20 protein-coding genes and 4 tRNA genes are annotated in these 22,504 nt (G+C 60.6%); 12 read left to right on the plus strand and 12 right to left on the minus strand.

The features are described from left to right. Positions 1–117 precede the first annotated feature (117 nt). From CJ178_RS25835 to CJ178_RS25850, 4 genes are all read right to left on the minus strand, one after another. Positions 118–2,139 carry an LCP family protein gene (locus tag CJ178_RS25835; RefSeq protein WP_095888314.1) on the minus strand — a complete coding sequence of 674 codons (2,022 nt, stop codon included), beginning with the start codon at positions 2,137–2,139 and terminating at the stop codon, positions 118–120. A gap of 157 nt (positions 2,140–2,296) precedes the next feature. Then, positions 2,297–3,439: a tRNA dihydrouridine synthase DusB gene (dusB, locus tag CJ178_RS25840; RefSeq protein ID WP_033233980.1), complete on the minus strand. Its 1,143-nt coding sequence runs from the start codon at positions 3,437–3,439 to the stop codon at positions 2,297–2,299. A gap of 81 nt (positions 3,440–3,520) precedes the next feature. Further along, positions 3,521–4,480, minus strand: a complete 960-nt coding sequence (locus tag CJ178_RS25845) for an acyl-ACP desaturase (RefSeq protein WP_033233981.1) — start codon at positions 4,478–4,480, stop codon at positions 3,521–3,523. 215 nt (positions 4,481–4,695) lie between these two features. Then, positions 4,696–5,571 (minus strand): LysR family transcriptional regulator, encoded by an 876-nt coding sequence (locus tag CJ178_RS25850; RefSeq protein WP_267951355.1) that lies wholly within the window; start codon positions 5,569–5,571, stop codon positions 4,696–4,698. Between the two features lie 97 nt (positions 5,572–5,668). Between CJ178_RS25850 and CJ178_RS25855 the strand changes: the two genes are divergently transcribed. After that, positions 5,669–6,910 carry an MFS transporter gene (locus CJ178_RS25855; RefSeq protein WP_372472276.1) on the plus strand — a complete coding sequence of 414 codons (1,242 nt, stop codon included), beginning with the start codon at positions 5,669–5,671 and terminating at the stop codon, positions 6,908–6,910. Between the two features lie 45 nt (positions 6,911–6,955). On the opposite strand, the gene CJ178_RS25860 is transcribed toward CJ178_RS25855, so the two are convergent. Both CJ178_RS25860 and CJ178_RS25865 read right to left on the minus strand, forming a co-directional pair. Beyond that, positions 6,956–7,537, minus strand: a complete 582-nt coding sequence (locus CJ178_RS25860; protein ID WP_033233984.1) for a DUF937 domain-containing protein — start codon at positions 7,535–7,537, stop codon at positions 6,956–6,958. Between the two features lie 100 nt (positions 7,538–7,637). Beyond that, the gene (locus tag CJ178_RS25865; protein ID WP_033233985.1) at positions 7,638–8,084 is read right to left on the minus strand and encodes a hypothetical protein; all 447 of its coding nucleotides are present in this window, start codon (positions 8,082–8,084) and stop codon (positions 7,638–7,640) included. A 120-nt stretch (positions 8,085–8,204) separates the two neighbouring features. Between CJ178_RS25865 and CJ178_RS25870 the strand changes: the two genes are divergently transcribed. Then, positions 8,205–8,597, plus strand: a complete 393-nt coding sequence (locus tag CJ178_RS25870; protein ID WP_033234342.1) for an MmcQ/YjbR family DNA-binding protein — start codon at positions 8,205–8,207, stop codon at positions 8,595–8,597. Between the two features lie 32 nt (positions 8,598–8,629). Further along, positions 8,630–9,214 (plus strand): hypothetical protein, encoded by a 585-nt coding sequence (locus tag CJ178_RS25875; protein WP_092806431.1) that lies wholly within the window; start codon positions 8,630–8,632, stop codon positions 9,212–9,214. Between the two features lies 1 nt (position 9,215). Here the strand turns inward: CJ178_RS25875 and CJ178_RS25880 are convergent, their stop codons facing one another. Continuing rightward, complete coding sequence (locus CJ178_RS25880; protein WP_172935771.1) at positions 9,216–10,313, minus strand: NAD(P)-dependent alcohol dehydrogenase; 1,098 nt, start codon at positions 10,311–10,313, stop codon at positions 9,216–9,218. 20 nt (positions 10,314–10,333) lie between these two features. After that, entirely contained in the window at positions 10,334–10,807 is a 474-nt protein-coding gene (locus CJ178_RS25885) for a DUF4334 domain-containing protein (RefSeq protein WP_033233987.1), read from the minus strand. A gap of 116 nt (positions 10,808–10,923) precedes the next feature. Between CJ178_RS25885 and CJ178_RS25890 the strand changes: the two genes are divergently transcribed. Next, positions 10,924–11,496 carry a TetR/AcrR family transcriptional regulator gene (locus CJ178_RS25890; protein ID WP_033233988.1) on the plus strand — a complete coding sequence of 191 codons (573 nt, stop codon included), beginning with the start codon at positions 10,924–10,926 and terminating at the stop codon, positions 11,494–11,496. A gap of 11 nt (positions 11,497–11,507) precedes the next feature. Here CJ178_RS25890 and CJ178_RS25895 read toward each other — a convergent pair whose 3' ends face one another. The 4 genes from CJ178_RS25895 to CJ178_RS25910 form a co-directional block, all read right to left on the minus strand. Beyond that, on the minus strand, positions 11,508–12,704 hold the full coding sequence (locus tag CJ178_RS25895; RefSeq protein ID WP_372472270.1) for a PrsW family intramembrane metalloprotease: 1,197 nt from the start codon (positions 12,702–12,704) through the stop codon (positions 11,508–11,510). After that, the gene (locus CJ178_RS25900; RefSeq protein WP_095888318.1) at positions 12,701–13,372 is read right to left on the minus strand and encodes a hypothetical protein; all 672 of its coding nucleotides are present in this window, start codon (positions 13,370–13,372) and stop codon (positions 12,701–12,703) included. The genes CJ178_RS25895 and CJ178_RS25900 overlap by 4 nt, the downstream gene beginning before the upstream one ends. Positions 13,373–13,607: 235 nt before the next feature. After that, positions 13,608–13,683, minus strand: a tRNA-Lys gene (locus tag CJ178_RS25905). Positions 13,684–13,820: 137 nt separating this feature from the next. Continuing rightward, positions 13,821–14,267, minus strand: coding sequence for a MarR family winged helix-turn-helix transcriptional regulator (locus CJ178_RS25910; RefSeq protein ID WP_033233991.1), 447 nt, complete (start codon positions 14,265–14,267; stop codon positions 13,821–13,823). 432 nt (positions 14,268–14,699) lie between these two features. On the opposite strand from CJ178_RS25910, the gene CJ178_RS25915 reads away from it, so the two are divergent. The 8 genes from CJ178_RS25915 to ftsW all read left to right on the plus strand — a co-directional run bounded on the left by CJ178_RS25915 (position 14,700) and on the right by ftsW (position 22,466). Continuing rightward, positions 14,700–15,353: a TetR/AcrR family transcriptional regulator gene (locus tag CJ178_RS25915; RefSeq protein ID WP_033233992.1), complete on the plus strand. Its 654-nt coding sequence runs from the start codon at positions 14,700–14,702 to the stop codon at positions 15,351–15,353. A gap of 113 nt (positions 15,354–15,466) precedes the next feature. Next, positions 15,467–15,539 (plus strand) — tRNA-Glu (locus CJ178_RS25920). Between the two features lie 135 nt (positions 15,540–15,674). Next, a tRNA-Asp gene (locus CJ178_RS25925) sits at positions 15,675–15,748 on the plus strand. Between the two features lie 70 nt (positions 15,749–15,818). Then, positions 15,819–15,895, plus strand: a tRNA-Phe gene (locus CJ178_RS25930). A 133-nt stretch (positions 15,896–16,028) separates the two neighbouring features. Then, a complete protein-coding gene (locus tag CJ178_RS25935; RefSeq protein WP_233364151.1) occupies positions 16,029–17,783 on the plus strand; it encodes an ABC transporter substrate-binding protein in 1,755 nt (584 codons plus the stop codon). 306 nt (positions 17,784–18,089) lie between these two features. Further along, on the plus strand, positions 18,090–19,454 hold the full coding sequence (locus CJ178_RS25940; protein ID WP_179300844.1) for an 8-oxoguanine deaminase: 1,365 nt from the start codon (positions 18,090–18,092) through the stop codon (positions 19,452–19,454). A 64-nt stretch (positions 19,455–19,518) separates the two neighbouring features. Beyond that, complete coding sequence (locus tag CJ178_RS25945) at positions 19,519–20,889, plus strand: uracil-xanthine permease family protein (protein WP_095888319.1); 1,371 nt, start codon at positions 19,519–19,521, stop codon at positions 20,887–20,889. Positions 20,890–21,047: 158 nt separating this feature from the next. Further along, positions 21,048–22,466, plus strand: a complete 1,419-nt coding sequence (ftsW, locus tag CJ178_RS25950) for a putative lipid II flippase FtsW (RefSeq protein ID WP_033233995.1) — start codon at positions 21,048–21,050, stop codon at positions 22,464–22,466. Positions 22,467–22,504 lie beyond the last annotated feature (38 nt).

The raw sequence follows: 22,504 nt of genomic DNA on the forward strand, positions 1-22,504 counted from the left end.
AGCCTACGTGCAGTGAAAGACCAAGTCACAAGCGACAGGTGAACGCAAGGTGAATGATCACCGCAGCGTCGTGCGAAATGAACACCGCAGCGTCAGGTGGAGATGATCACTGCAGCGTCAGATGCAGGCTGTGTCTCCGGCGTTGACTGAGGCTATGTCGGAGGGCAGTGACGTCGACACGCTGGTGTCCACCGATGACGGCTCTGCGGACAACGAGGTTCCCGGATCTGCCGGCGCTACGACTGTGCCGGAAAAATCACTGCCGATGACAAGTTCGACCATGTCGCCCATGCTCGGGGTGAGAACGAGTACGGCTCCGGGAATTGCGGATGCGACGGTGGCGGCCTCGGCTTCGTAACCGGCCGCATACCGCACCACAGTCGCCGAGGCCTGGACATTGGCCAGTCCCGTCGCTGCGCTGAAATTACCGATTGTGGAGATCTGGAATCCGTACGCTGCAAGTTGGTCGGCGGCGGTCGCGGCCTGACCGGAAACGCCTGACGCGTTCGAAACATCGATGTAGATGTTGTACGGACTCATTGCCGACACGAGTGTTGCCTCGGGCACCGGCGTCGTGGCGGTGGAGGGCGCTGAGCTGGTCGATGTCTTGTCGGTATCTGTGTCACGCTCTTCGCCCGGAAGCGGCTCGTCGTCGATGATTGCCTGGAACAGCGCTTTGATCTCGTCGGTCCGGGGGATTTCATTGCCCCAGTCATTCGTGCCGTCGGTGGGCACGGTCAGGAAGGTGACGGCGCCCGCATCGACGTTCTGCAATGATCGACCCAGCGTGACCAGGGATTTTGTATCGATGTTCTCGACAAACGTGTCCTGCGTGAATGCGTTGATGAACCCGTTGAGCTTGCTGGGATTGAGCAGCACATTGTTGGACAGTGCCGAGCGCAGCAGCGCGGACAGGAACTTCTGTTGCCGCGTGATGCGCCCGTAGTCGCCGTTGCCCTCGGCTTCGACGTGCCTGGCGCGGACGTAGTTCAGCGCGGTCCGGCCGTCGAGTACCTGGTTTCCGCTGTTTGCGAGGACAGTGCCCAGAATGCCGTCTTCGATGGGAACCGGGGTGCAGATGTTGACCCCGCCAACTGTGTCGACCATGCTCTCGAATCCGGCGAAGTCCATGCCGACGAAGTGGCCGATCTTGAGTCCGGACATTTTCTGGATGACCTTGACCAGACACTTCGGGCCACCCAGGGCGTAGGTCGCGTTGAGTTTGTCGCCAGAGGCAGCGGGGAAGGACTCGCTGGTGTACGTCCCGGAACTGTTGTCCCAGCCCTGGCAGACCGGCCGGTCGACGTCGAGGTCGCGGGGAAACGAGACGGCGACGACGCGGCTGCGGTCGGCGGGGATGTTGACCAGCATCACGGTGTCGGCCCGGGCGCCTTCGGCGTCCTCGACGGTGCCGGCGCCGATCTCACCACTTGCGCCGGCCCTGGTATCGGTGCCGACGATCAGATAGGTTTCGTCGCCGAGCTGGCCGCCCGCGTCGACGATGTCGTCGGAGTTGGTGTCGAGCGCAGCGATCTGCTCGAACTTTCCTTCGGTGGTGCGAAGGTAACCCCAGACGACGCCGGTCATGGTCAGTGACATCACGGCAAGAAATGCGACCGCGGATCGGCTGATCGTCTTCATACGCTGGCGGCGTCGAATCTTGTTCAGCGCAAGCCGACTACCACCGGTTTCGCTGACGACACGCGGAGAAGCGGAGGATGGCGGGTCGCTGCTGATCCATTCGGCCGCGGCCGGTGCGATCGGTGGGGGAGGCAGCGGCTTTTCGGGGGGCAACGGTTTGTCGGGGAGCCTGATGGGAGGCCTCGAGTCAACAGGTGGCGCTGCCGGGCTGCTCTTTTTCGGGGCCGGCGGTTCGACTACACGCTGGCCGGCTGTATCGCCGACTCGTTGGACGAGTTCTGCGACGGAGATGCTGTCGCTCGGTGGTGCATCCCGTCGACCGAATCGGCCGAAGCGTTCACTGCCCCGACGCTCTGACGGCGGGGCATCGGACTGTGGCGCGCCAGTGGGTTCGGGTTTAGACGAACGACGATTGCGGTATCGCTGATCTGCGAGGGGGCGCTCCCACGGGGCGCGGCTTTCGGGCGAAGGCGGGCCCGAGTCGTGATCATCACCCACCGATGCAACCTGTCTCGTCGTTGACTGCCGATACGGACAGTGCGTCTCTTGTCGTGCGCCGTCCAACTGCTGTTGACGAAGCTGGAGCCATATTACTGGTGGATCCTGAGTTATTCACTCAGAAACTTGGCGAATTGCCCGAATTCACAGCAATGCGTTATCCGCCCGAATGCATGATGTCCGCTCCGACCGGCACCAGATCGTCCTCGGGATCGTCGAGCCAGCCCTCGGGCAGGGCGACCTGACCGGGGGAACCCTGCCGGCCGCGGGGACCTTCGGCGTCCTTCGGGAATGGAACGGAGCTGTCCAGCTGGGCCAGCAGTTCGTCGAGTTCGGTCAGGGTGCTGACCAGTGCCATCGACACGCGCAGGTCCGACCCGACCGGGAATCCGCGCAGATACCAGGACACGTGCTTGCGGAGTTCACGCAAGCCCTTCATCTCGCCGTGGTGTGCGGCGAGGAGCTGGGCGTGGCGGGCGATGATCGTGGTGACCTCGCCGAGCGTCGGAGGCGTCGCGATGGGCTGACCGTTGAGAGCCGCGCTGAGCTCTGCAAACAGCCACGGGCGGCCCAGGCATCCGCGTCCGACGACAACGCCGTCACAGCCGGTCTCGTCCATCATGCGGGCGGCGTCGGACGCGTCGAAGATGTCGCCGTTTCCGAGAATCGGAACGTCGGGAACGTGTTCCTTCAGGCGGGCGATCTCGTTCCAGTCCGCCGTTCCGGAGTAGCGCTGCGACGCGGTGCGCGCGTGCAAGGCAATTGCGGCGGCGCCCTCGGCAGCGGCGATGCGTCCGGCGTCGAGGTGCGTGTGATGGTCCGCGTCGATACCGACGCGCATCTTCACCGTGACAGGAATGTCGGTGCCCTCGGTGGCGCGAACGGCAGCTGCGACGATCTGTCCGAACAGTCGACGCTTGTAGGGGAGCGCGGAGCCGCCACCTTTTCGAGTGACTTTCGGCACTGGGCAGCCGAAGTTCATGTCGATGTGGTCGGCCATGTTCTCGTCGACGATCATTTTGGCCGCAGCGTAGGTCGTGTCTGGGTCGACGGTGTAGAGCTGCAGGGACCGCGGAGTCTCGGTGGGGCCGAAGGTGGTCATGTGCATGGTGGCCGGCTGGCGCTCTACGAGCGCGCGGGCAGTGACCATCTCACACACGTAGAGCCCGGAGGTGCTGCCTGCACGTTCGAGTTCGAGTTCACGACAGAGCGTGCGGAAAGCGACATTGGTGACGCCGGCCATGGGCGCGAGGACCACGGGGCTGTGCAGCTCGAGTGAACCGATACGAAGGGAAGACATGACTACCTCTGAACAAATATTTCTGACAAGTGAAAGTGCCCGGTACCGAATCCGGTACCGGGCACAGAATAGCTGGTGAAACTAAGAGGCCTGCTGTTCACGCTTGGCGGCTTCGCGGGCGAGCATGCGATCGCGCTGCTCCTCGAACTTTGTCGCCTGGGCGGCAAGTGTCTCGAGGAAGGCAGCCAGTTCTTCGCGAGTGTTCTCGCCTTCGGCGCTGAAGTCGTTGCGCTCGAAGATGTTCCACTTGCGCAGAACGGGCCAGATGACCTCGTCGAGGTGCTGACGGAGATCGTAGATTCCGTGCTTGGCCATCAAAACGCCGTTGCGACGGAAGTTGGGCATCCCAGCACCGGGCATCTGGAAATTCTGCACGATGTTCGACACGGACTTCAGTGTCTGATCAGGTGCAAGATCGAGAGCGGCGGCACAGATGTTGCGGTAGAAGATCATGTGCAGGTTCTCGTCGGCGGCGATGCGCTGAAGCATCTTGTCGGCGATCGGCTCGTTGCAGGCCTTGCCGGTGTTGCGGTGGCTGACGCGAGTCGCGAGTTCCTGGAAGGTGACGTACGCGACAGAGTGGAGAACGCCGGCTCCGTCGTCCGGGATGGGCGGGTTGTAGCCGGTGATCATGTGTTCCATGCGGTAGCGCTCGAGCTCGACGGGATCGACGGCGCGCGTGACAACCAGGTAGTCGCGCATCACGATTCCGTGGCGATTCTCCTCGGCGGTCCAGCGGCCGACCCAGGTGCCCCAGGCTCCGTCCTGCGAGAAATTCTCGGCGATCTCGCGGTGGTACGACGGCAGGTTGTCCTCGGTGAGGAGATTGGTAATCATCGCAGCTCGGGCGACCTCGCCGAGCCGGGATTGTTCGAGACTCCAGTCTTCGCCGCCCATGGCTGCGAAGTTGCGACCCTCGTCCCACGGGACGTAGTCGTGCGGGTGCCATTCCTTTGCCATGGAGATGTGCCGGTTGACGTTCTCTTCGGCAACCGGCTGCAGTTCTGTCAGCAGTTCGAGCTGCGTCAGAATCCTCGTCATTTATTTGCCTCCGTGTTGAGTGAATGCCCGACTTCGCTCCAGCCTACGGTACCGTAGGTTTGGCCTGATCGACATGAACTGATCCCCCTGCGCGAATGTTACCGAGTCGTAGCCAGCGTACGTGGACGGAAGATGGACACAGTCTGAATTGTCCGATGCGTTCCATTCGCTTGTTGCCGAGATCATACCTGCCGGTTTGGCTGTACGTGTGAGTTTCAGGACCACATATTTTCGCGGACAAAATCACGGAAATCGCGCGCTGGCCTCGACAATTCCCGATTCTCGGTCCAGACAAGCCCGATCTTGCGTGTTGCGCCGGCAAGGGGAACGAACACGATTCCCTCTGCCCAGATGGGCGGATCCTGAATCGGCATGACGGCCACGCCCAGGGATGCGGACACCAACCCGCCCACAGTTGCCAGCTCACTGCTCTCGAAGACGAAATCCGGGGTGAATCCGGCCGCGGCACACATCTCGTCGAGAATTCGCCGCATGCCGAAGTCCAGCTGCATTCCGATGAATTGCTCGCCCGCAGCGTCGGCCAGATCGACCTCGGGCAGGTCCGCGAAACGATGTCCGAGCGGAACGGCGAGGGCAAGTTTTTGCTGCGCTATCTGAGTCCATGCGAGTCGAGGGTTGTCCGGCTGCGGCGACACAAGTGCCAAATCGGCGTCGCCGATGACCACGCGATCACTCAGGAACTGCGCTCGATCCTGATGGAGTTCGAAGCGAACACCCGGATGTTCGGTTCGATATGCCCGAATCATGCGCGGAATCAACCAAGTTCCGAACGAATGGAGGAAGTCGAGTCGCACCGTTCCGGTGTCTGGTCCGGCCAGGGCGTCGATCTGGCGCAACGCGGAATGGAGTGTGTTCAGGGCGCTGGTTGCATGTTCGTAGAGGATGCGGCCGTACCGATTGAGTGTGAGCCGACGGCCGTGTCGGTCGAAGAGCGGCACACCAACGGATCGTTCGAGCCGTGCGAGTTTGCGAGAGAGCGTGGGCTGCGACAGGTGAGTGATATCCGCCGTCGCCGTGACCTGTTGGGTTTCAGCCAGCACGACAAACCACTCGAGATCGTCCGACAACATCACAGGTGGAAGCCTATATGTCTCGGAGGTATGTAGAACAGCAAATTAATGCATTTTCTTTTGTTGTCATGGGCGCGGAAGATTCTTGCCGGAGGTCGTGTCGATGAGCATGTCGGTAGAAATCAGCGCAGGAACAGAAGCCGGCGCAGGAATCGCGTCGTACCGCCGGGGATCCGCCGGATACCGCGCGGTGACGCTTGCATTGTTTGCAGCGGGTTTGACGACATTTGTGTCGATGTACTCGGCTCAGGCACTACTGCCTGCGTTTTCGCACTCTTTCGGAGTCTCGCCCGCGGTTTCGGCCCTGTCCGTTTCGGTGACCACTGGCATGGTTGCATTGGCGATCATTCCGGCGAGTGCATTGTCCGCACGCTTCGGCCGGACCCGCGTCATGATCTTCTCGGCAATCACGTCGTGCGTGATCGGTCTCCTGCTGCCGATGAGTCCGACAATCGAGATTCTGCTGGTGGGCCGAGCGTTCCAAGGCGCTGCGCTGGCGGGAATTCCGGCGGTTGCCATGGCGTATCTCGCGGAGGAGATCGACCCGAAGGATTTAGGCGCAGCGATGGGGCGCTACGTTGCGGGCACCACCGTCGGCGGATTGATCGGACGGTTGATCCCGGCTGCAGTGGTCGACGTAAGTTCTTGGCACTGGGCGCTTTTTGCGGTCGCACTGCTCTCGACGGTCTTTGCGATCGTCATGACCAGGACCCTGCCGGAGTCGCAATTCTTCCAGCCACAACCGGTATCTGTGCGACGGCTAATGTCGAATCTGCGCGTTCACCTTGCGAACTCGGCGCTGCGGACGCTTTTCGCGCTGGGTTTCATTGTGATGGGCGCATTTGTTTCCGTCTACAACTTCCTCGGGTTTCGTCTCGCTGCAGCACCTTTCGGCCTGTCCGAGGCGGTGGTGGGGCTGGTATTTCTGTTCTATCTCGCGGGAACCGTGACATCGACTGCGGCCGGCGCTGCCGCGGACAGAGTTGGGCAGCGGTGGGTGTTGCTTGGCTCCGTATCGGTGACAGCGCTAGGTCTCGCGTTGACCGTCCCCGACAACCTCGCGCTGACGTTGGTGGGGATGTTGCTCTTCACCGGAGGGTTCTTTGCCGCGCATTCCGTAGCCAGTGGGTGGGTCGGCCGACTTGCCCGAGTCCATCGGGCGGAAGCGTCGGCGCTCTACCTGTTTGCCTACTACGCCGGTTCATCCGTTGCCGGCGTTCTGGCAGGTTCAGCCTTTGCGGTGGGCGGCTGGAATGGCGTCAGCATCTCTGTCGCCTGTTTGCTTGTGGTGGCAATGGGATTGTCGCTGAGGATGTTTCGGTCCACCAGGGTTGACTGATTCCAGTTGCGGCGGCACTTCGGCCGCCGCAACTGGGGTTATCGCCTACTTCTTGCCGCCGCCGAGGAGTCCGCCCAGCAGATCGCCGATGCCGCCGCCACCGGAGCCGCCGAGGAGACCGCCGAGTGCTCCGCCGATGCCGCCGCTGGAGTTTCCGCCGCCGAGAAGTCCGCCCAGAAGATCTCCGATGCCGCCGCCCCCGGCAGCCTGCGTCTGAGCTGCCGATCCGCCGCCTGTGAACTGCTTGGCGAGGTACGCCAGCACGATCGGCGCGAGAATCGGGAGTAGCTGCTTCACCAGATCGTTTCCGCCGCCGACGCTACCCAGCGTGCTGGCCACCTGATCGGTGTTGTTGCCGAAGATGTTTGCCACGATCTTCTGACCGTCAGCGGTGTCGACCTTGCTGATGTCGATGCCGTCGTCGAGGATCGTGGTGTTGGCGTGCGACTGCAACGCGCTTTCGAGCGACGCCGCGCCGGCCTCGCTGTCGGCATTGGCGCCGAGACCGCTGACCAGCGTGGGAAGTGCCGATTTCACAGCAGTTTCCGCGGTTGCCTGATCTACGCCGAGTTGCTGCGCGATCTGGTCGATCGGGATCTGTGAGAGAAGGTCGTCAAGCGAAGCCATTCGATGCCCTACTTTTCTGGGGTCCTACTTGTCAGCACCCGGTTGATGCAGACACTAGTGAATGTTCGAGACCGTCGGTAGCTCGGATGTTGCGGAGGTGTCATCGTTGGGTTTTTTCTCGGGGGACCAGACATACGAGAAGCGCAAGTGCGAGGCCGCCGACGGTCAGAATGAATCCTGTCTGATTCGTCAGGATCGTGGAGTAGTTTTCCCTGATGATGTTGTCGAATTGCTCATTGACGCGGTAATAGAAGGTGCCAAGACTGGCTAGTCCGACAATCACTCCGATCCACGCCGCGAGGCGTGAACCGAACACTGCCGCAATCAAGATCGCCACGCCGGACCCGAGAAGAAGAATCATCATGGATCGGTAGAACGGTACGGACTGATCGGCGATCTGCTCGATAGCCCAGCCGGCTGGAAAGCCATCTCGTAAGTCTTCGAGACGGACATCTGCGGGTTTCACTCCGGCCAATATCGACATGAACGAGCCGACCGTCACGGCGATACCGCAGATCAGCAGAACCACATGTACAAACGTGCGCATATCACTCTCCCGAAGGATCGGTGAACGTCTAACGCGGTCGAGTTACGAGCCTAGCGACGACGCGCGTGCTTTCGACAGGCTTTTCCTGGACGGCCTGAGTTGACCATGCACAATGTCACCATGGCGGACAATATGCGTCGACTCGAAGAGATCTCGCTGAGCCTTCCCGAAGCACAGCGCGTCGACATCGAAGCGTGGGACGGGCATCCCACCTTTCGAGTGCGTGGCAAGAACTTCGTGTTCTGCAACGCCGATGCCACGTCGCTCACGATCAAGCTGAGCAAACCGGAAGCCGAGGCGGTGGTCGCGACCGAATCACGAGCAACTGCGGCAGGGTACGGGTTGGGTCGGCACGGTTGGGTTGCTCTCGATCTCAGTGGCAGGATCGAGGGAGAGTACTGGGATCAGCTCGAGGAATGGATCTACACCTCGTACACCCTGGTTGCGCCGAAGAAGCTGGCTCGAATAGTGCTCGACGGGGATGCTGCGGGCGGTAACCCGATAGATTCGTGACGACACGTACGCCGATTAGACGAGGATTGGTCATGACGACACAGCAAGCACCATCGGCTACCACCACATCGGGCATGCCGCCATGGGCGAAAAAGGCCATCATGATCGGCGTGGCGGCCGTCGTTCTGGTCATCACCTACTTCATTCTCGCCGCGTACCTCCCACGCTGGTGGTCTCAGCGGATTGCGTCGCTCGCCGACGGCAGTTTCAGTGGCGGCATTGCGTGGGGCGTGATGTTCGGACTCGTGTGTACGTTGGTCCCGCTGCTCTTCTTTCGCGCGATCTGGCAGGTGCGGAAACGGAAACATGCGCGGCCGATGCAGATCGGTGCTTTGGTGCTCGGTGTGATTTTTGCTTTGCCCAACCTGCTGACGCTGAGCATCGTTCTCGGAAACAGCAATGCTGCGCACGCCGGCGAGCGAGTCCTCGACGTCGACGGTCCTGGATTCCGCGGCGCCTCGGTACTCGGCGCGATCATCGGTGTCGCGCTGTTCGTCGGCATCGTGTTCCTGGGCTACAGGTACAAGAAGCGTGGCAAAGAAATCGACAAGATGCGCGGCGACCTGAAGCAGCACGAACCGCAGAGCAAGGGCGAGGCTCCGGCTCCCGAAATGTGACCTACCAGAACAGAACAGGCTTGATTACTTTTCCAGCTGCCTGATCTGTGACGGCTCTGTTGATGTCTGCGAACGCATAGGGCGTCACCAGTCGGTCGATCGGAAATTGTCCGGCGGTGTAGAGATCGACAAGCCGGGGAATGAACGTAGCTATGTCGGAATCACCCTCGACGCATCCTCGAATAGTCTTCCCGTTCAACATGATGTCGGCCATGTTCACGGTGAGGTCGTGGGCTCCGAGCCCAACCACGACCAGTGTTCCGCGGCCGCGAAGTGATGTCACGCCCTGATTGACAACCGCACCGATTCCGGTGGTGTCGAGGGAATGAGTCGATCCGCCGTCGGTGGCGTCGCGCACCGCTGCCACAACGTCGTCGGAGCCGGGATCGACAACAACTGCGCCGAACTCTTCGGCCAGCTTCCTACGTTCGGGTACCGGGTCGACGGCAACCAGCGTGGAAACCCCCACTGCTCGCGCCGCGAGGAGAGCCGCGAATCCGACGCTGCCAGCTCCGAAGACCACAAACGTCGAGTCGGGTTCGGGGCGAAGAGTATTCAGAACTGCGCCGCCGCCGGTTTGAAACCCGCAGCCGAGCGGAGCTACGACGGTCAGATCAACCGCAGGATCAACGACGACGGTGTTGTCGGCTGTGGTGATGGCGTATTGCGCGAAACTCGACTGACCGAAGAACGCGGACCTGATCGGAGTGCCGTTCTGGGTGATAGGTGCCGAACCGTCGGTGCGCGCACCTGAGCTGTTGAGTCGATGTGAGCGTTCGCAATACGCCCGATGCCCACTTCGGCATTGGCGGCACGCTCCGCAGCTTCGATAGCTCAGCAGCACGTGATCGCCTTCGAAGATATGGGTGATCGACGAGCCGACGGCCTCGACGATCCCCGCGCCCTCGTGGCCGAACACGCAGGGGCCGAGTTTTTTCGGTAGTGCTGACTTGGTGAACAGATCCGTGTGGCACAGACCTGTTGCGACTATCCGCACGAGGATCTCGTCGGCGCGGGGTTCCTCGATCTCGACGGTCTCGAGGGCAAAAGGGGAGTCGGGGCCGTGCGAGAGCGCGGCGCTCATTTTCCGAGTGGACATCGAATTCTTCTCCGGGCGAATCACACTCGCTCGAGGAGGAAGTAATAGTGCTGGCCGTTGTCGAGGACCAGATTCGATTTTCCGTTCATGATTCCCATGAGCGTTGTGTCGTCGACCTTCTTGAAATGGTCGAAGATCGGTGCGCCGTCGTAGACCATCGTTGCGGTGACTTCGTCGCGGAACTCGATGTTCCAGAGGCTCGCTTCTCCGTTGCCGCCCTTGATGTCAGAGTAGAGGTTCCCGTTCTCGTCTCGGCAGATCAGTGGTTTTGCGTCCTCGACCGAGTTGAAGGTTTTTCCGAACCAGCGGCTTGCCACGAGTTTGTCGTGGAGACGGTGGCCGGTAGCGAAGTCGTCACCTTTCCATTCGCCGAGGATGTCCGCTGCGTCGACGGTCTCCAAAGCAGCCCACACTTCATCGAGTTCTGTGGGGGAGACATCGTTTTCCTGCTCGCGGAGCTTTGCGAAAGCGCTACGGGCGTCGTCGAGGTTCATGGTTCTCCTTGTGGAACGGCGTTGAGAGTTTTTCCCGAACCAATTTGTTCGTGAACTCTGGACGCTACGCCGAACCGGGTGGTTCGGCAACGGTGGAATCGATCTAGGATGTGCGCATGCGTTCAGCCGGGGAAGCGACCAGGGACCGCATTCTTGCATCCGCCAAGGAAGAATTTGCCCGATACGGGTTTGCGGGCGCTCGTATCAACCGCATCGCCAAGGACGCGCGAGCGAGCAAAGACCGCCTGTACGCGTACTTCGCGAGCAAGGAAGATCTTTTCTCCGCGGTCATGGCGCAGTGGACCGTCGAGACCACGGCCGAGACCGCCTTACGTGGAGACGACTTACCTGCGTACACCGGTCGACTGTTCGACAACTACCTCGCGCACCCCGAGAATGCCCGGTTGCAGGAATGGGCGGATCTCGAAGCGCCCGAAACTGTGAGTTACCACGACATTCGACGCAACACGCTGCGCCCGAAAATTGCGGAGATTCGCCAGGGCCAAGCCGACGGGCATATCGATCCCAGCTGGAACCCGGCGGAATTGCTGATCGTGATCACCGAAATTGCCAGAACCCTGGCCCTTCCGCATAGCGGCGGTGACGTGAGACCTGGGTCGTCGAGAGCGCCGGCGCTGCGAAGGCAGACTGCCGTTGACGCAGTCCGGCGCTTGATTCGCAGTTCCTGACGGTGCGTAGGTCAGGCCTTGATCGACGGCCGACCGCTTCTGATCCGGGCTACTTCGGATCGTGCAAATTCGACTCGGTCAGTGTTGTTTCCGCGGGAATAGGCCAGAGCATCGGCGAGATCTGCCGTTGCTTCGAGCACATATCCATTTCGTTTGCGATCGGCGCGGGTTCCTGCGGATCTGCGGAAAGCCTTGCGAGCCTTGTGGTTGCCGCACACTGCTGTGAGCTCGTCACCGGTGATCACGCCGTGTTCGGCTTCCGGTGCCAGAATGTCGTGCAAGAACTGACGTTCACGCGGAACGGTCAACCGAAACACCCGCAACACCAAGACAAGTGCGACGACGATGAGTACGAAGAGCAGTGGGAACATGAGTGCGCTGCCCTGTGCAAGAGCGGCGGCAGAATCCCAGAGGCCGTGCAGAAGCATCGCCGTTGCCATCAGTGCGATGCCTCGGCCGAGTCGCCGCGGCTCGGCAGGTCGGCCGAGAAGGTAGACGAGTCCGGCGCAGAAGATTGCGCTGTACAACGTGTGTGCGGCAACTCCGACAACCATCCGCATCACAATGGTCGTCATCGCGGCGTCGATCTGATTGGCACCGAATTGTGAACCTGCCGAATTCAAGGCGTAGACAACGTCTTCGAAGAGCTGGAAACCGAGTCCGATGAACGCACCGAGAATGAACCCGTCAAACGCGGTGCGCACAAAGCGGGAGGCCAAGGCTATCAACAGGACGAGTCCCAGACCCTTGGCGGTCTCTTCGGTAAAAGGCGCCGCCAGGCCTGCTCCCCAGTCTGCCGCCCAGGCTTGCCCGAACATCTTGGCGTACAACGCGAGAATGGCGTCGTTTGCATGCGCGGCCATTCCCCAGGTAGCAGCAAAGCTTCCCCACAGAAAGGCCACGACGATCAGTTTTGCCGGTTGGCGTGCATACCGGTCGATGTGGTGCGTGAACCACCAGAACGCCGCACCGTACGCGCTGAACAGCACGACGGAGAGTCCGATGGCCTCGCCGTAGGCGCCGGCACTGGAGGCCAGCATCGAGAAGAACTGGAAGACTCCGGTGGTCACCAACAGCACGTACACCCAGAATGCGGCATTGCGCGGTTGGTAGAAGGTGAACGACCGTCCCCATCCGGAGTTTTCGATTGCCGAGACACGGGTGGCGTTCGAATCGCCTGTCGACTGCACAGTGGACATGGTCATCATGAGCCCTCTCCGGGTCGTTGGCTGATGCTGACGATCATGCGAGCAATAGCTTCGGTGGTCGAGGGGTCGATGTTGCTCGGGCCGACGGCAATCGCGCTGACACCCACTCCGTCGATCACAAAGGCAGCGATGACGCCGTCAGCGGTGGAATTCGAGTACCCAGCCATGACGCCGCGATGGTCGCTTTCGGTGATGATCACGGTGGGTTCACCGTTGACTCTGAACGACTCCCCAGACGCAAGCGCATCGGTGGTCGTCTTGATCTGCTCGAGCAGTTCGCGCGCGTCGCCGGTGAACGGTGCTGTTTTGACGGTGAAGGAGACGGCCCCGTTGGTCACCCTCGCGGCATCCGGGTAGGTGCCGGTTATCGGGGTATCGGTGTCGCGAACTCCTGCGGTGATGCCCCAGCCGGGGACGGGAACGAAGGTTATTCCACCGTCGAGTTCCATGACATCTCCGGCCACGACTTCGTCGTCGTAGGACACCGAATCGTTGATTGTGGGTAGGACAAACGCCATGACGAGTGCAAACGCGATCACGACTGCGGCGGGAATCAGAGTGGCACGGTCGAGGCCCAACCATCGCCGGTCTACTGGAACCCATCGGTCGTCGGGTTCGTAGTGCGGGGGTTGTGGATCTACCCGATTTCTCGTATCGGTGTCAGACATCTGTGCGCCGGCTCCCTGCGGTGTTTGCGTCGAGTCATTCGCGCACAACAGTTTCCGCTGCGAGGGGCAGGGCTGCGGTGCTTGTCGAGAGCGAATCCGAGGGGTTGGACCTCACGAGGTAAAAGTATCAAACGGGATGTTTCCGAAAATCTCGAGCGAATGTAGTACAGCACTCCGTCGTGCGGGCAAACAAAAAACAGCCCGACATTCTCCGAAGAGGTGCCGGACTGTTGTTTGGTGCCCCCAGTAGGACTCGAACCTACGACCTGCGGATTAAAAGTCCGTAGCTCTACCAACTGAGCTATAGGGGCGCGGCGCAGAGTCTAACCAGACCGCGAAGCAGGTGAAAACACCGCCCCCGTCAAATGGGTGATTCCGGGATCCTGATGACAGATTCACAAACGTGCGATTGCCTCGGAGAGCTGCTGTGGCCGAGCCTGTCTGAGCGCTATGGAAGCGTGTCAGGCGGTGCGAGAGGTGAGTTTCCGACGCGTCGCAGGATTCTGCCGGCGATCCAAAGGAGATCACGTTCGGCGTCGGTGCACTCGGCGTGGATCGCTTCGGTAAGCCATCGATTCCTCAGACGTCGATCATCGCGGAGTGCGGACGCGCCGGCGTCGGTCAGATCGATGAGGTGCGCGCGGCCGTCGGATGGATCGGATCGCCGGGTTACCAGGCCCCGAGCTTGGAGCGTTGCAATCGCTTTGGCGACCGATTGAGGCGTGACGCGCTCGAGTTGCGCGAGGGATTTGGCCGTCATGGGTCCGTGGCGGTCGAGATGTCCGAGAGCGTGGACGTGGGTGGCACTGAGGTGGGGCCCAATCCGTTCGCTATGCAGGCGTCGTGCGAAAACTCCGAGGTCCTCCGCTAGAGCGTCGATCTCGTGCTGGGTCATTGCCGCTCCTCGGTCGCCCATGAATATTAGGCAACCTAACTGTGTAGTTGATCGGTCAATGTCCGATTTTCGTCCACATATTGTGAACAAATAGTAACTGTGGTTGTTTAATCTTCTTAGGCTTGACAGCGAAGTCTCGGTGTTATGGGTGCTTAGGCATCGGTTCGAACATGGGCTCGAAACAGAGAAGCTCGGATGCGCACCCCCTGTGCCGCACCCGAGCGGCCAGAACGATACCACCCGGTGTGTTCCGGGGGTGTGCTTGCTTTTTCGGTGTCATCTGATCGAATGACACCACTAGTACTTTTGGTGGGTGTCGCGGTAAGGCTTACGTGGCGAATCCGGAGGGGATATTGTGAGCTTCCGGGGGATTGTGGGTGTCGCAGGCGGCACCTTTGGGATATCGACTCGGCGAGAGGCATAACACCGCATATGGCACGTCAACAAGAGCGTGCGCGGCGTACCCGCGCCGCCCTGGTCGAAGCGGCTGCAATCGAGTTCGCCAAGCGCGGTTACGCCGCAGCGTCGGTGAATACGATCCTCGAAGGCTCCCGTGCCACCAAAGGCGCGATGTACTTCCATTTTCAATCGAAAGAAGAGTTGGCAAGAGCGATCTTGACCGCTGCGATGGAGATGTTCACGGACGTCACCGATCAGTGGTTGAAACGGACGGACCTTGATCCGTTTCAGCTTCTTCATGGCCTCGTGCTCGACATTGCCACGCTGTTTCGAACCAACGTGATCGTGCAGGCGGAGTTCAGGCTGATTATCGAGCCGGAGTTCTATGCCGACGTGAAGTCGGGTGCCGGTCAGGTATGGGGACGCTCGGCATTCGAGTTCGCGACGCGCGCGAAGGCCGAAGGTTTGTTGCGTGAAGGCGTCGAGCCTGAGAAGTTCACGCGTGTCCTGGCCGCAAGCCTTGCCGGTCAGCGCTACATGGCGGATCTGACGTCGCAGAGTGGTGACCTTGCGCTCTGGTTCGAGGAAGCGCTCGAAGTAGTGCTCGAAGGGATGGCCAGCTCGGATTGGATCGAGAATTTTCATCGCGAGGGTTGGGCCACGGTCGAGTCCTACCTGCGGGAATAGGGTCATTTTTACTCGCTGACCTGGCGATTTGAGTTTTTCCCGTGGTGTGTCCTAAGCTATCCAAGCTCCCAACGGAATGCCGGAGGGGGTACTTGCTCGGAGTGATCCGGCGCGCCCCCTTCGTCTAGCGGCCTAGGACGCCGCCCTTTCAAGGCGGTAGCGCGGGTTCGAATCCCGTAGGGGGTACGTTTTGCGAAAGCGAAACGATGCAGTATGGTTTGACCCGCACGACACGCTTTGAGTTGCAGAAATACCCAGCTAGGACAGTGGTTTGGGAGCAGCGAGAAGATGTAGTACGGTTTCACAGCAAGGAAAAAGCAAGGCCCTGTGGCGCAGTTGGTTAGCGCGCCGCCCTGTCACGGCGGAGGTCGCGGGTTCGAGTCCCGTCAGGGTCGCAAAGCATTGTTCTCAGCCAATCGGCTGAGGGCAATGCAGTGCGATAGGCATTCGGTTCGGGTGCCGTCCGGCCAGGTAGCTCAGTTGGTACGAGCGTCCGCCTGAAAAGCGGAAGGTCGCCGGTTCGATCCCGGCCCTGGCCACCACAACTCGATAAATCAAGCTCCAGATTCTCGTTCTCGAAACGACGAAGCTGGAGCTTTTTCTATTGCCCGATTCGATTCTTCAACTGGTCGGTCGGATTAGGTCGAATTCGGTACCGGTCAGCGGGAACGTGCCGTGCGTCACTACTTGTCGAGCATCACTATTAGCCGCAGCGCCCATTCCAGGGCCGCGGGCGGTCCGGCATTCTTCGCGAAGTCCGGACCTCCTTCTCTGCGCAAGAAGGAAGTGATGGTCGACGTGACTCACTCGAGGTCCCGACGCGTCGGGAAATTCAGCCGCACAGCGGTTGCATTGTTCGGAGCCGGCATTCTGCTCGCCGGCTGTGCAAGCAACAACGACGACGGCGGCACTACCGACGGTGACACCGGATCGGCGTCGATCGTCACCGGAATGATCAATGAACAAGGCGATGCGGGCACGCCGGTTGCAGGCGGCACCCTGACGTACGGTGTCCAGGTCCTCGCATCGTCGCTGGACCCGACCAAGGTTGCAGCACGCGGCGGTTCCGGCGGCGAAGCCCTGGCGGCGGTGTACGACGTTCTGGTGAGCTACGACACGGCGACCGGTGAATTCGAACCGAAGTTGGCCAAGTCACTCGAAACCAACGACGACGGCAAGACCTGGACCTTGAAGCTGCGCGACGGCGTGAAGTTCAGTGACGGAACCGCACTCGACGCTAACGCTGTCATCGCGAGCATCAATCGGTACAACGCGGGTAAGGGCAACGGCGCAGAGCTGTGGGTCGCATCGGTCGCTTCGATGGAAGCCTCGGACGCGGCTACCGTTGTATTCAACCTGAACACGCCGTGGATGCGTTTTCCCTCGATGCTGGCACTCGGCCATGGAATGATCGTCGCCCCCAGCTCACAACAGGGTGACAAGTTCACCGCCGTTGGCGCCGGACCGTTCACCGAAGGCGTGTTCAGCCCGAGCGTCGAACGAATCTTCAAGGCCAACCCCGCCTACTACGGCGGTGCTCCCAAGCTCGAGCAGCTTCGCATGGTTGCGCTGAACGGCCCGCAGGCCAATCTCGAATCGCTGAACAGTGGTCAGCTGGACGTGGCTTACATTCGCGGTCTGACGTCGGCGATCAACTCCGCCAAGTCCGCCGGCTACCCCGGTTACATCGATGTCCTCAATGCCGGCAGTGCTGAGATCATCAACAACCGCGAGGGCCGGCCGGGTTCGGATGTTCGCGTCCGCCAGGCTATCGGTTACGCACTGGATCCAGAGCTGATCGATCAGCGCGCGGAGAACGGTGAAGGGCTTCCGGGTTCGGAGCTGTTCGGAACGACGTCTCAGTGGCACGTCGACACCCCGGGTATCGCGTACGACCCCGCCAAGGCCAAGGAACTTCTGAGCCAAGCCAAGGCCGACGGATACAACGGCACGCTCAACTACATCGTGCTCAGCGAGCCGAAGGACCATGCGATCGGTTTGGCTGTGCAGTCTCTGCTTCAGGCCGTCGGGTTCGAGGTGAACCTGATTCTTGCGAACAATGCCGGCGACATCGTTCAGAACGTCTACGTCAAGAACGATTTCGACCTCGCTCACGCCGGTATCGGTCTGTACGAGTCGATTCCCGATCTCGGTCTGTACTCGACTACCAACAGCACCTCGAAGTCCAACACTGCGGGTTACGCCAATCCCGCTATGGATCAGTTGATCGCGGATCTGCAGCAGGCGAAGGACAACGCGTCGGCGCTTGCCGTGATCAGCAAGATTCAGACCCTGTGGAACGAGACGGTTCCGTCGGCACCGGTCGGTGGATTGGCTTCTTTCTGGGCTTGGCAGAAGAACGTGCACGGTGTGGTTCCGACTGCAACCGGCATCATGCTGTTCGATCAGGCATGGATGGGCGCGAAGTAGCGTTCCAGCGCACGCCGAGAGTCCCGTCCGACGCGAGTTGGGCGGGGCTCTTTGGTGTCGCACCAAGGTTTTCTGCGTAGGTGAAGGAGTAACGCCGGATTTACACGAGAGCAATGCCGCCGACCAATTCGATCTGGAAACTGTGTGTAGTCGCAGACGCTGATCTGCGGCCGACCCGCCCGCTCAGGTTCTGACGCGGTGACGATCCTGTGGTTCGCAGCCGCAGGAACAGGGTGACGGCCCGCGCAACTGTTGCGCGGTTCGTTGCGCCCTGTCTACGTCCCGAGAGAAGAGCGGTGCGAATCGATGTCGCCACACATTCATGTAGATCTTCTGATCACTCACGCGTATCTGTACATTGACCGCAATACCGAACTGGCAGACGGCTGGTTGGCGGTTGTGGATGGACGCGTTCATTCCTTCGGTCCTACTGGATCAGCCGAGCCCAGCGCAGATCGGAAGATAAATGCCGCAGGACGTTTGGTCACTCCAGGCTTGGTCAACGCACACCACCACATGTATCAGAACCTCACGAGGTCCTTCGCGCCTGCGGTGAACGGCACTCTGTTCGAGTGGCTGACAACTCTGTATCCCATCTGGTCGAAACTCGAACCGGAAGCAGTACACGCGTCGACTTATGTGGCGATGGCGGAGCTTCTCCTGGGAGGCTGCACGACGTCGATGGATCACATGTATGTCCATCCGAGACCAGAGTTGATCGACGCACAAATTCAGGCGGCCACCCAACTCGGATTCAGGTTCCTTGCAACGCGAGGTTCGATGACCCGCTCTACTGTAGACGGCGGACTTCCTCCGAAATCTGTTGTTCAGGACAAAGATACGATTCTCGCCGACAGTGTGAGACTGATCGAGAAGTATCACGATCCCAATCCAGGTGCGCTGACTCGCGTAGCTCTAGCTCCCTGCTCACCATTTTCGGTGACAGAAGAACTGATGCGTGATAGCGCAGAACTGGCCGAGGCGTACGACGTCCGCCTGCATAGTCATCTCGCCGAGGACATGGACGAGCATGCGTATTGCCTTCAGGCATACGGGTGTACTCCGGTCGAATATCTCGAACGAACAGGATGGGCCGGATCACGTACGTGGGTAGCGCATTTCATCTATCCGAGTTCGTCCGAGCAGCTTCGTCTGGCTGCAGCCGGAGTCAGCGCAGTCCAGTGCCCCAGTTCCAACATGATGATCGGTGGTGGCAGTGCCGATGCGTCGTTGTTGCGCGGCATCGGTATGCCGGTCGGACTCGGATGTGATGGATCGGCATCCACTGATCACGGGTCGATGTGGCTCGAATCGCGAACTGCGTTGTTGCTCGGTCGGTTCAGGAATGGGCCGGCATCGATGACTGCGCGCGATGTCCTGGACATGGCAACGCGAGGTAGCGCCACCTGCCTGGGGTGGGATGACGAGATCGGCCACTTGCGCGTCGGCGCCTGCGCGGATCTTGTTGTGTGGGAAGCAGAGCCGTTGGCTTTGGCGGGCGCGCTGACAGATCCGGTCGAAGCCTGGCTTCGGTGTGGACCTGCGCGAGCAGGTACGACGGTCGTCGCAGGCAAGGTCCTGGTCGACGGTGGGCAATTGTGTGATTCGGCTGTGGCCGGCGTTCTACGAACGCACGACACTCATGCACGCCGGATGCAGTCGCTTCTCTGAAACGAGAGCTTTTCCTTCACTTTTCAGTCCTCCACACGAAACCTGACTCGAATCGAGATCACCCATGTCTTTGTCACATGAAAGTACGGACGGCAACCTGTCAGTCGAGGGTATCGATCAGAATCTCACGATCGATACCGAACAATCGATTCCCTTGCCGAGGAAGGTCGCTTTAGGCGCGCAGCAGTTGCTCGTCTCGAACGTCTGGCTCGATCCGCTGTTCATCGGTAGTGCAGCAGGTCTCGGAGCTGCCCTGTCCACCAATCTCCTGACGGCGACGCTCCTGGCGGCTGGAGTTGCAACGCTCCTGCAGACCACGAAGCTGGTCAAACTACCTGTGGTGGAGGGGCCGTCGTCGGCTTTCTCTCCGCTGGCGATCGCATATGCGAAGGCGGGTTCCCTCGCCGCCGCGGGTACCGGTTTGTTGATCGGCGCCGCAATTGTTCTGTTGGCTGCTGCTACAGGCGTTCTCGGGAAGATTCGCAGAGTATTGAGTTCCGCTGTCACGGGGACAATCATTCTGCTGGTAGGGCTGTCGTTGGCCGGGTTCACTATCCAGGAATTCTTCGGTATGCCGGGCACCGAGAATTTTGCTACGCCCTCGACGATTCTCATCGCAACCGTGACCACCGCTGTTGTCGTTCTTGGCGGAATGTTCACCGGCAAATTTCGCTCATTCTGCTTTCTGATCGCACTTGTCGTGGGAAACCTCCTCGCGTTCGCGTTGGGGCGTCTCGACTTCTCCGGTGTGTCGGCGGCACCGTGGCTTCGATTCCCGACGCTACTGCCGTACGGATCGTTGACCTTTGATCTCGGCATCACCGTGACCATGTGCATCGTCTTCTTCGTGGCCGTCGTCGAGGCGATAGGGATCTACGAAGCAACAGCGCGTCTGACGCGACTCCCTCTGACGGCCCGACAGATCAACGCGGGTGTGGCGGGCGAGGCAGGAGGCTCGATGTTGTCGGCTCTGTTCGGCGGGTTCGGTACGACCGCGTACGCCCAGAATCTTGGTGTCGTTCGGATTACCGGCATCGGAAGCAGATTTGTGGTCCGCGTTGCCGCGTTGATGATGATCGCACTCGCGATGTTTCCCAAAATCGCGGCAGTTCTGGTCACGACGCCGGCGCCGGTCATCGGTGGACTCTTCCTACCCGCGGCCGCGACGGTCGTCATTACCGGGGCGCAGGCAGCGTTTCGTGATCGTGGTAACTCGACGCATAATCTGATTGCCCCGCTCGCGCTGATGGCAGGACTCGGAGTGCCGGCGCTCACCGGGTCGCTCGTCGGGGTGTGGCCGGAACTCGTAGTGCAGCTCGCGACTCAGGGCATCGTTGTCGGCGCCGTCGTTGCAATCGTGCTCGAGTGTCTCTTTGTCGTCATTCCGAATGCGCTAGCTCGACGAGGTAACCGGAAAAGTAAGAGCACACTGTGATAACGGTGTGGCCTGTGAGACCAGTGTTACCCACGAGTTAGAAGTCGTGGGACGATACTGGTGTGGTGACCGATCGGAGCGATGGCAAAGGGAAGCGTCGTGGGAGCAGCGAATCAGCTAACTCGCGCAGCTCCTCGGATAAAGCTGGCCGCGAGTCCATGAAGTTCCGCGCCCGCGCCACGACGTGGACCAGTCGGCCGTTGTCCGACTTCCACATGATCGTCGGCTTGGTCGTCCTGATCGTGGCTTTCGGTTTGTTGATGGTGCTGTCGTCGTCGAGCGTCGAATCGTATGTCCTGTCCGGTACGTCGTACGCGCGGTTCTGGCCGCAGTGCATGTTCGCCGCCATCGGTCTGGTCCTGTTTGTGGCCGTCGTGCGAGTTCCGACCGAGCTGATGCGCAAATATTCGCCCTGGCTTCTGATCTTCTGCCTGATACTGCTTGTGCTGGTCCTTATTCCGGGAATCGGTTCGGAGCAGATGGGTGCGCGTAGCTGGTTTGTTGTCGCTGGAATTTCATTCCAGCCGTCGGAACTTGCGAAGCTGGCCCTTGCAATTTGGTCGGCAGCGACGGTGGCGTCGTTCCTCAACGCACGTATCGACGTCAACCGGGCTCTGCCGGTCATCGGTGGCACGACGCTTCTCGTCCTGATTCTTGTCGTGTTGGAGAAGGACCTCGGCACCACGATCACCATCGGCATCATCTTCATGTCGGTGCTGTGGTTCGGGCTGTTCCGGTTGCGAACGTTTGTCATGTTGACCGTGGGGTCCGGGGTGGCGTTCCTTGTCCTAGCGCTTACTGCCGGCTACCGCTCGGATCGAATCAAGGCCTATCTCAATCCGGACCTGGATCCGCAGGGACTGAATTTTCAGAGCACTCAGGCAAAATATGCGTTGGCGAACGGCGGTATCTTCGGTCGTGGACTCGGGCAGTCCGACGCGAAGTGGAGTTATCTTCCGCAGGCACACAACGACTTCATCTTCGCGGTTATCGGGGAAGAACTCGGCCTGATCGGTGCGCTCATCGTGGTGGCGCTCTTTGCTGCTGTCCTCGTTGTCGGGCTGAGGATCGCCAAGCGGTCCACAGATCCCTTCCTCAAGGTCATGACGGCAACTGCGACGACGTTGATCGTGATGCAGGCCTTCATCAACATCGCGTACGTGGTCGGGCTCATACCCGTCACCGGGTTGCAGCTGCCGCTCATTTCGGCCGGCGGTACGTCGATGATCACGACACTGTTGATGTTCGGGCTGATCGCGCACGCTGCGTTCCGTGAGCCGGAGGCGGTCGCGTCGCTCGAAAGCGCAAGCCGTGGCTGGGTGCCCTTCGTGTTCGGCAAACCTCGATTCGGTGAAGCCAAGAAGCCGAAGAAGGCGCCGCAGGGTCGAGTGCGCGAACGCCCGCAGCAGCAACGTCGCGGAGAGCAAGCGCGCCGATCCCCACAGCAAGAACGCAGGCGGCCGGCGCAGCCGGAACCACGCCGGAGCAGTCAACCCGATCGACGACGTTCCGTCCGACGTGACGGCGACGACGACCGTCAGTATCGCGGCGGCACCCGTCCCCGGCGCGCTTCCTGATTACCGTCGGGCGTCGAGATCCCCGGTAGGCGACTACA

The organism is Rhodococcus sp. ACPA4, from assembly GCF_002300185.1.
Taxonomy (GTDB): domain Bacteria; phylum Actinomycetota; class Actinomycetes; order Mycobacteriales; family Mycobacteriaceae; genus Rhodococcus_F; species Rhodococcus_F globerula.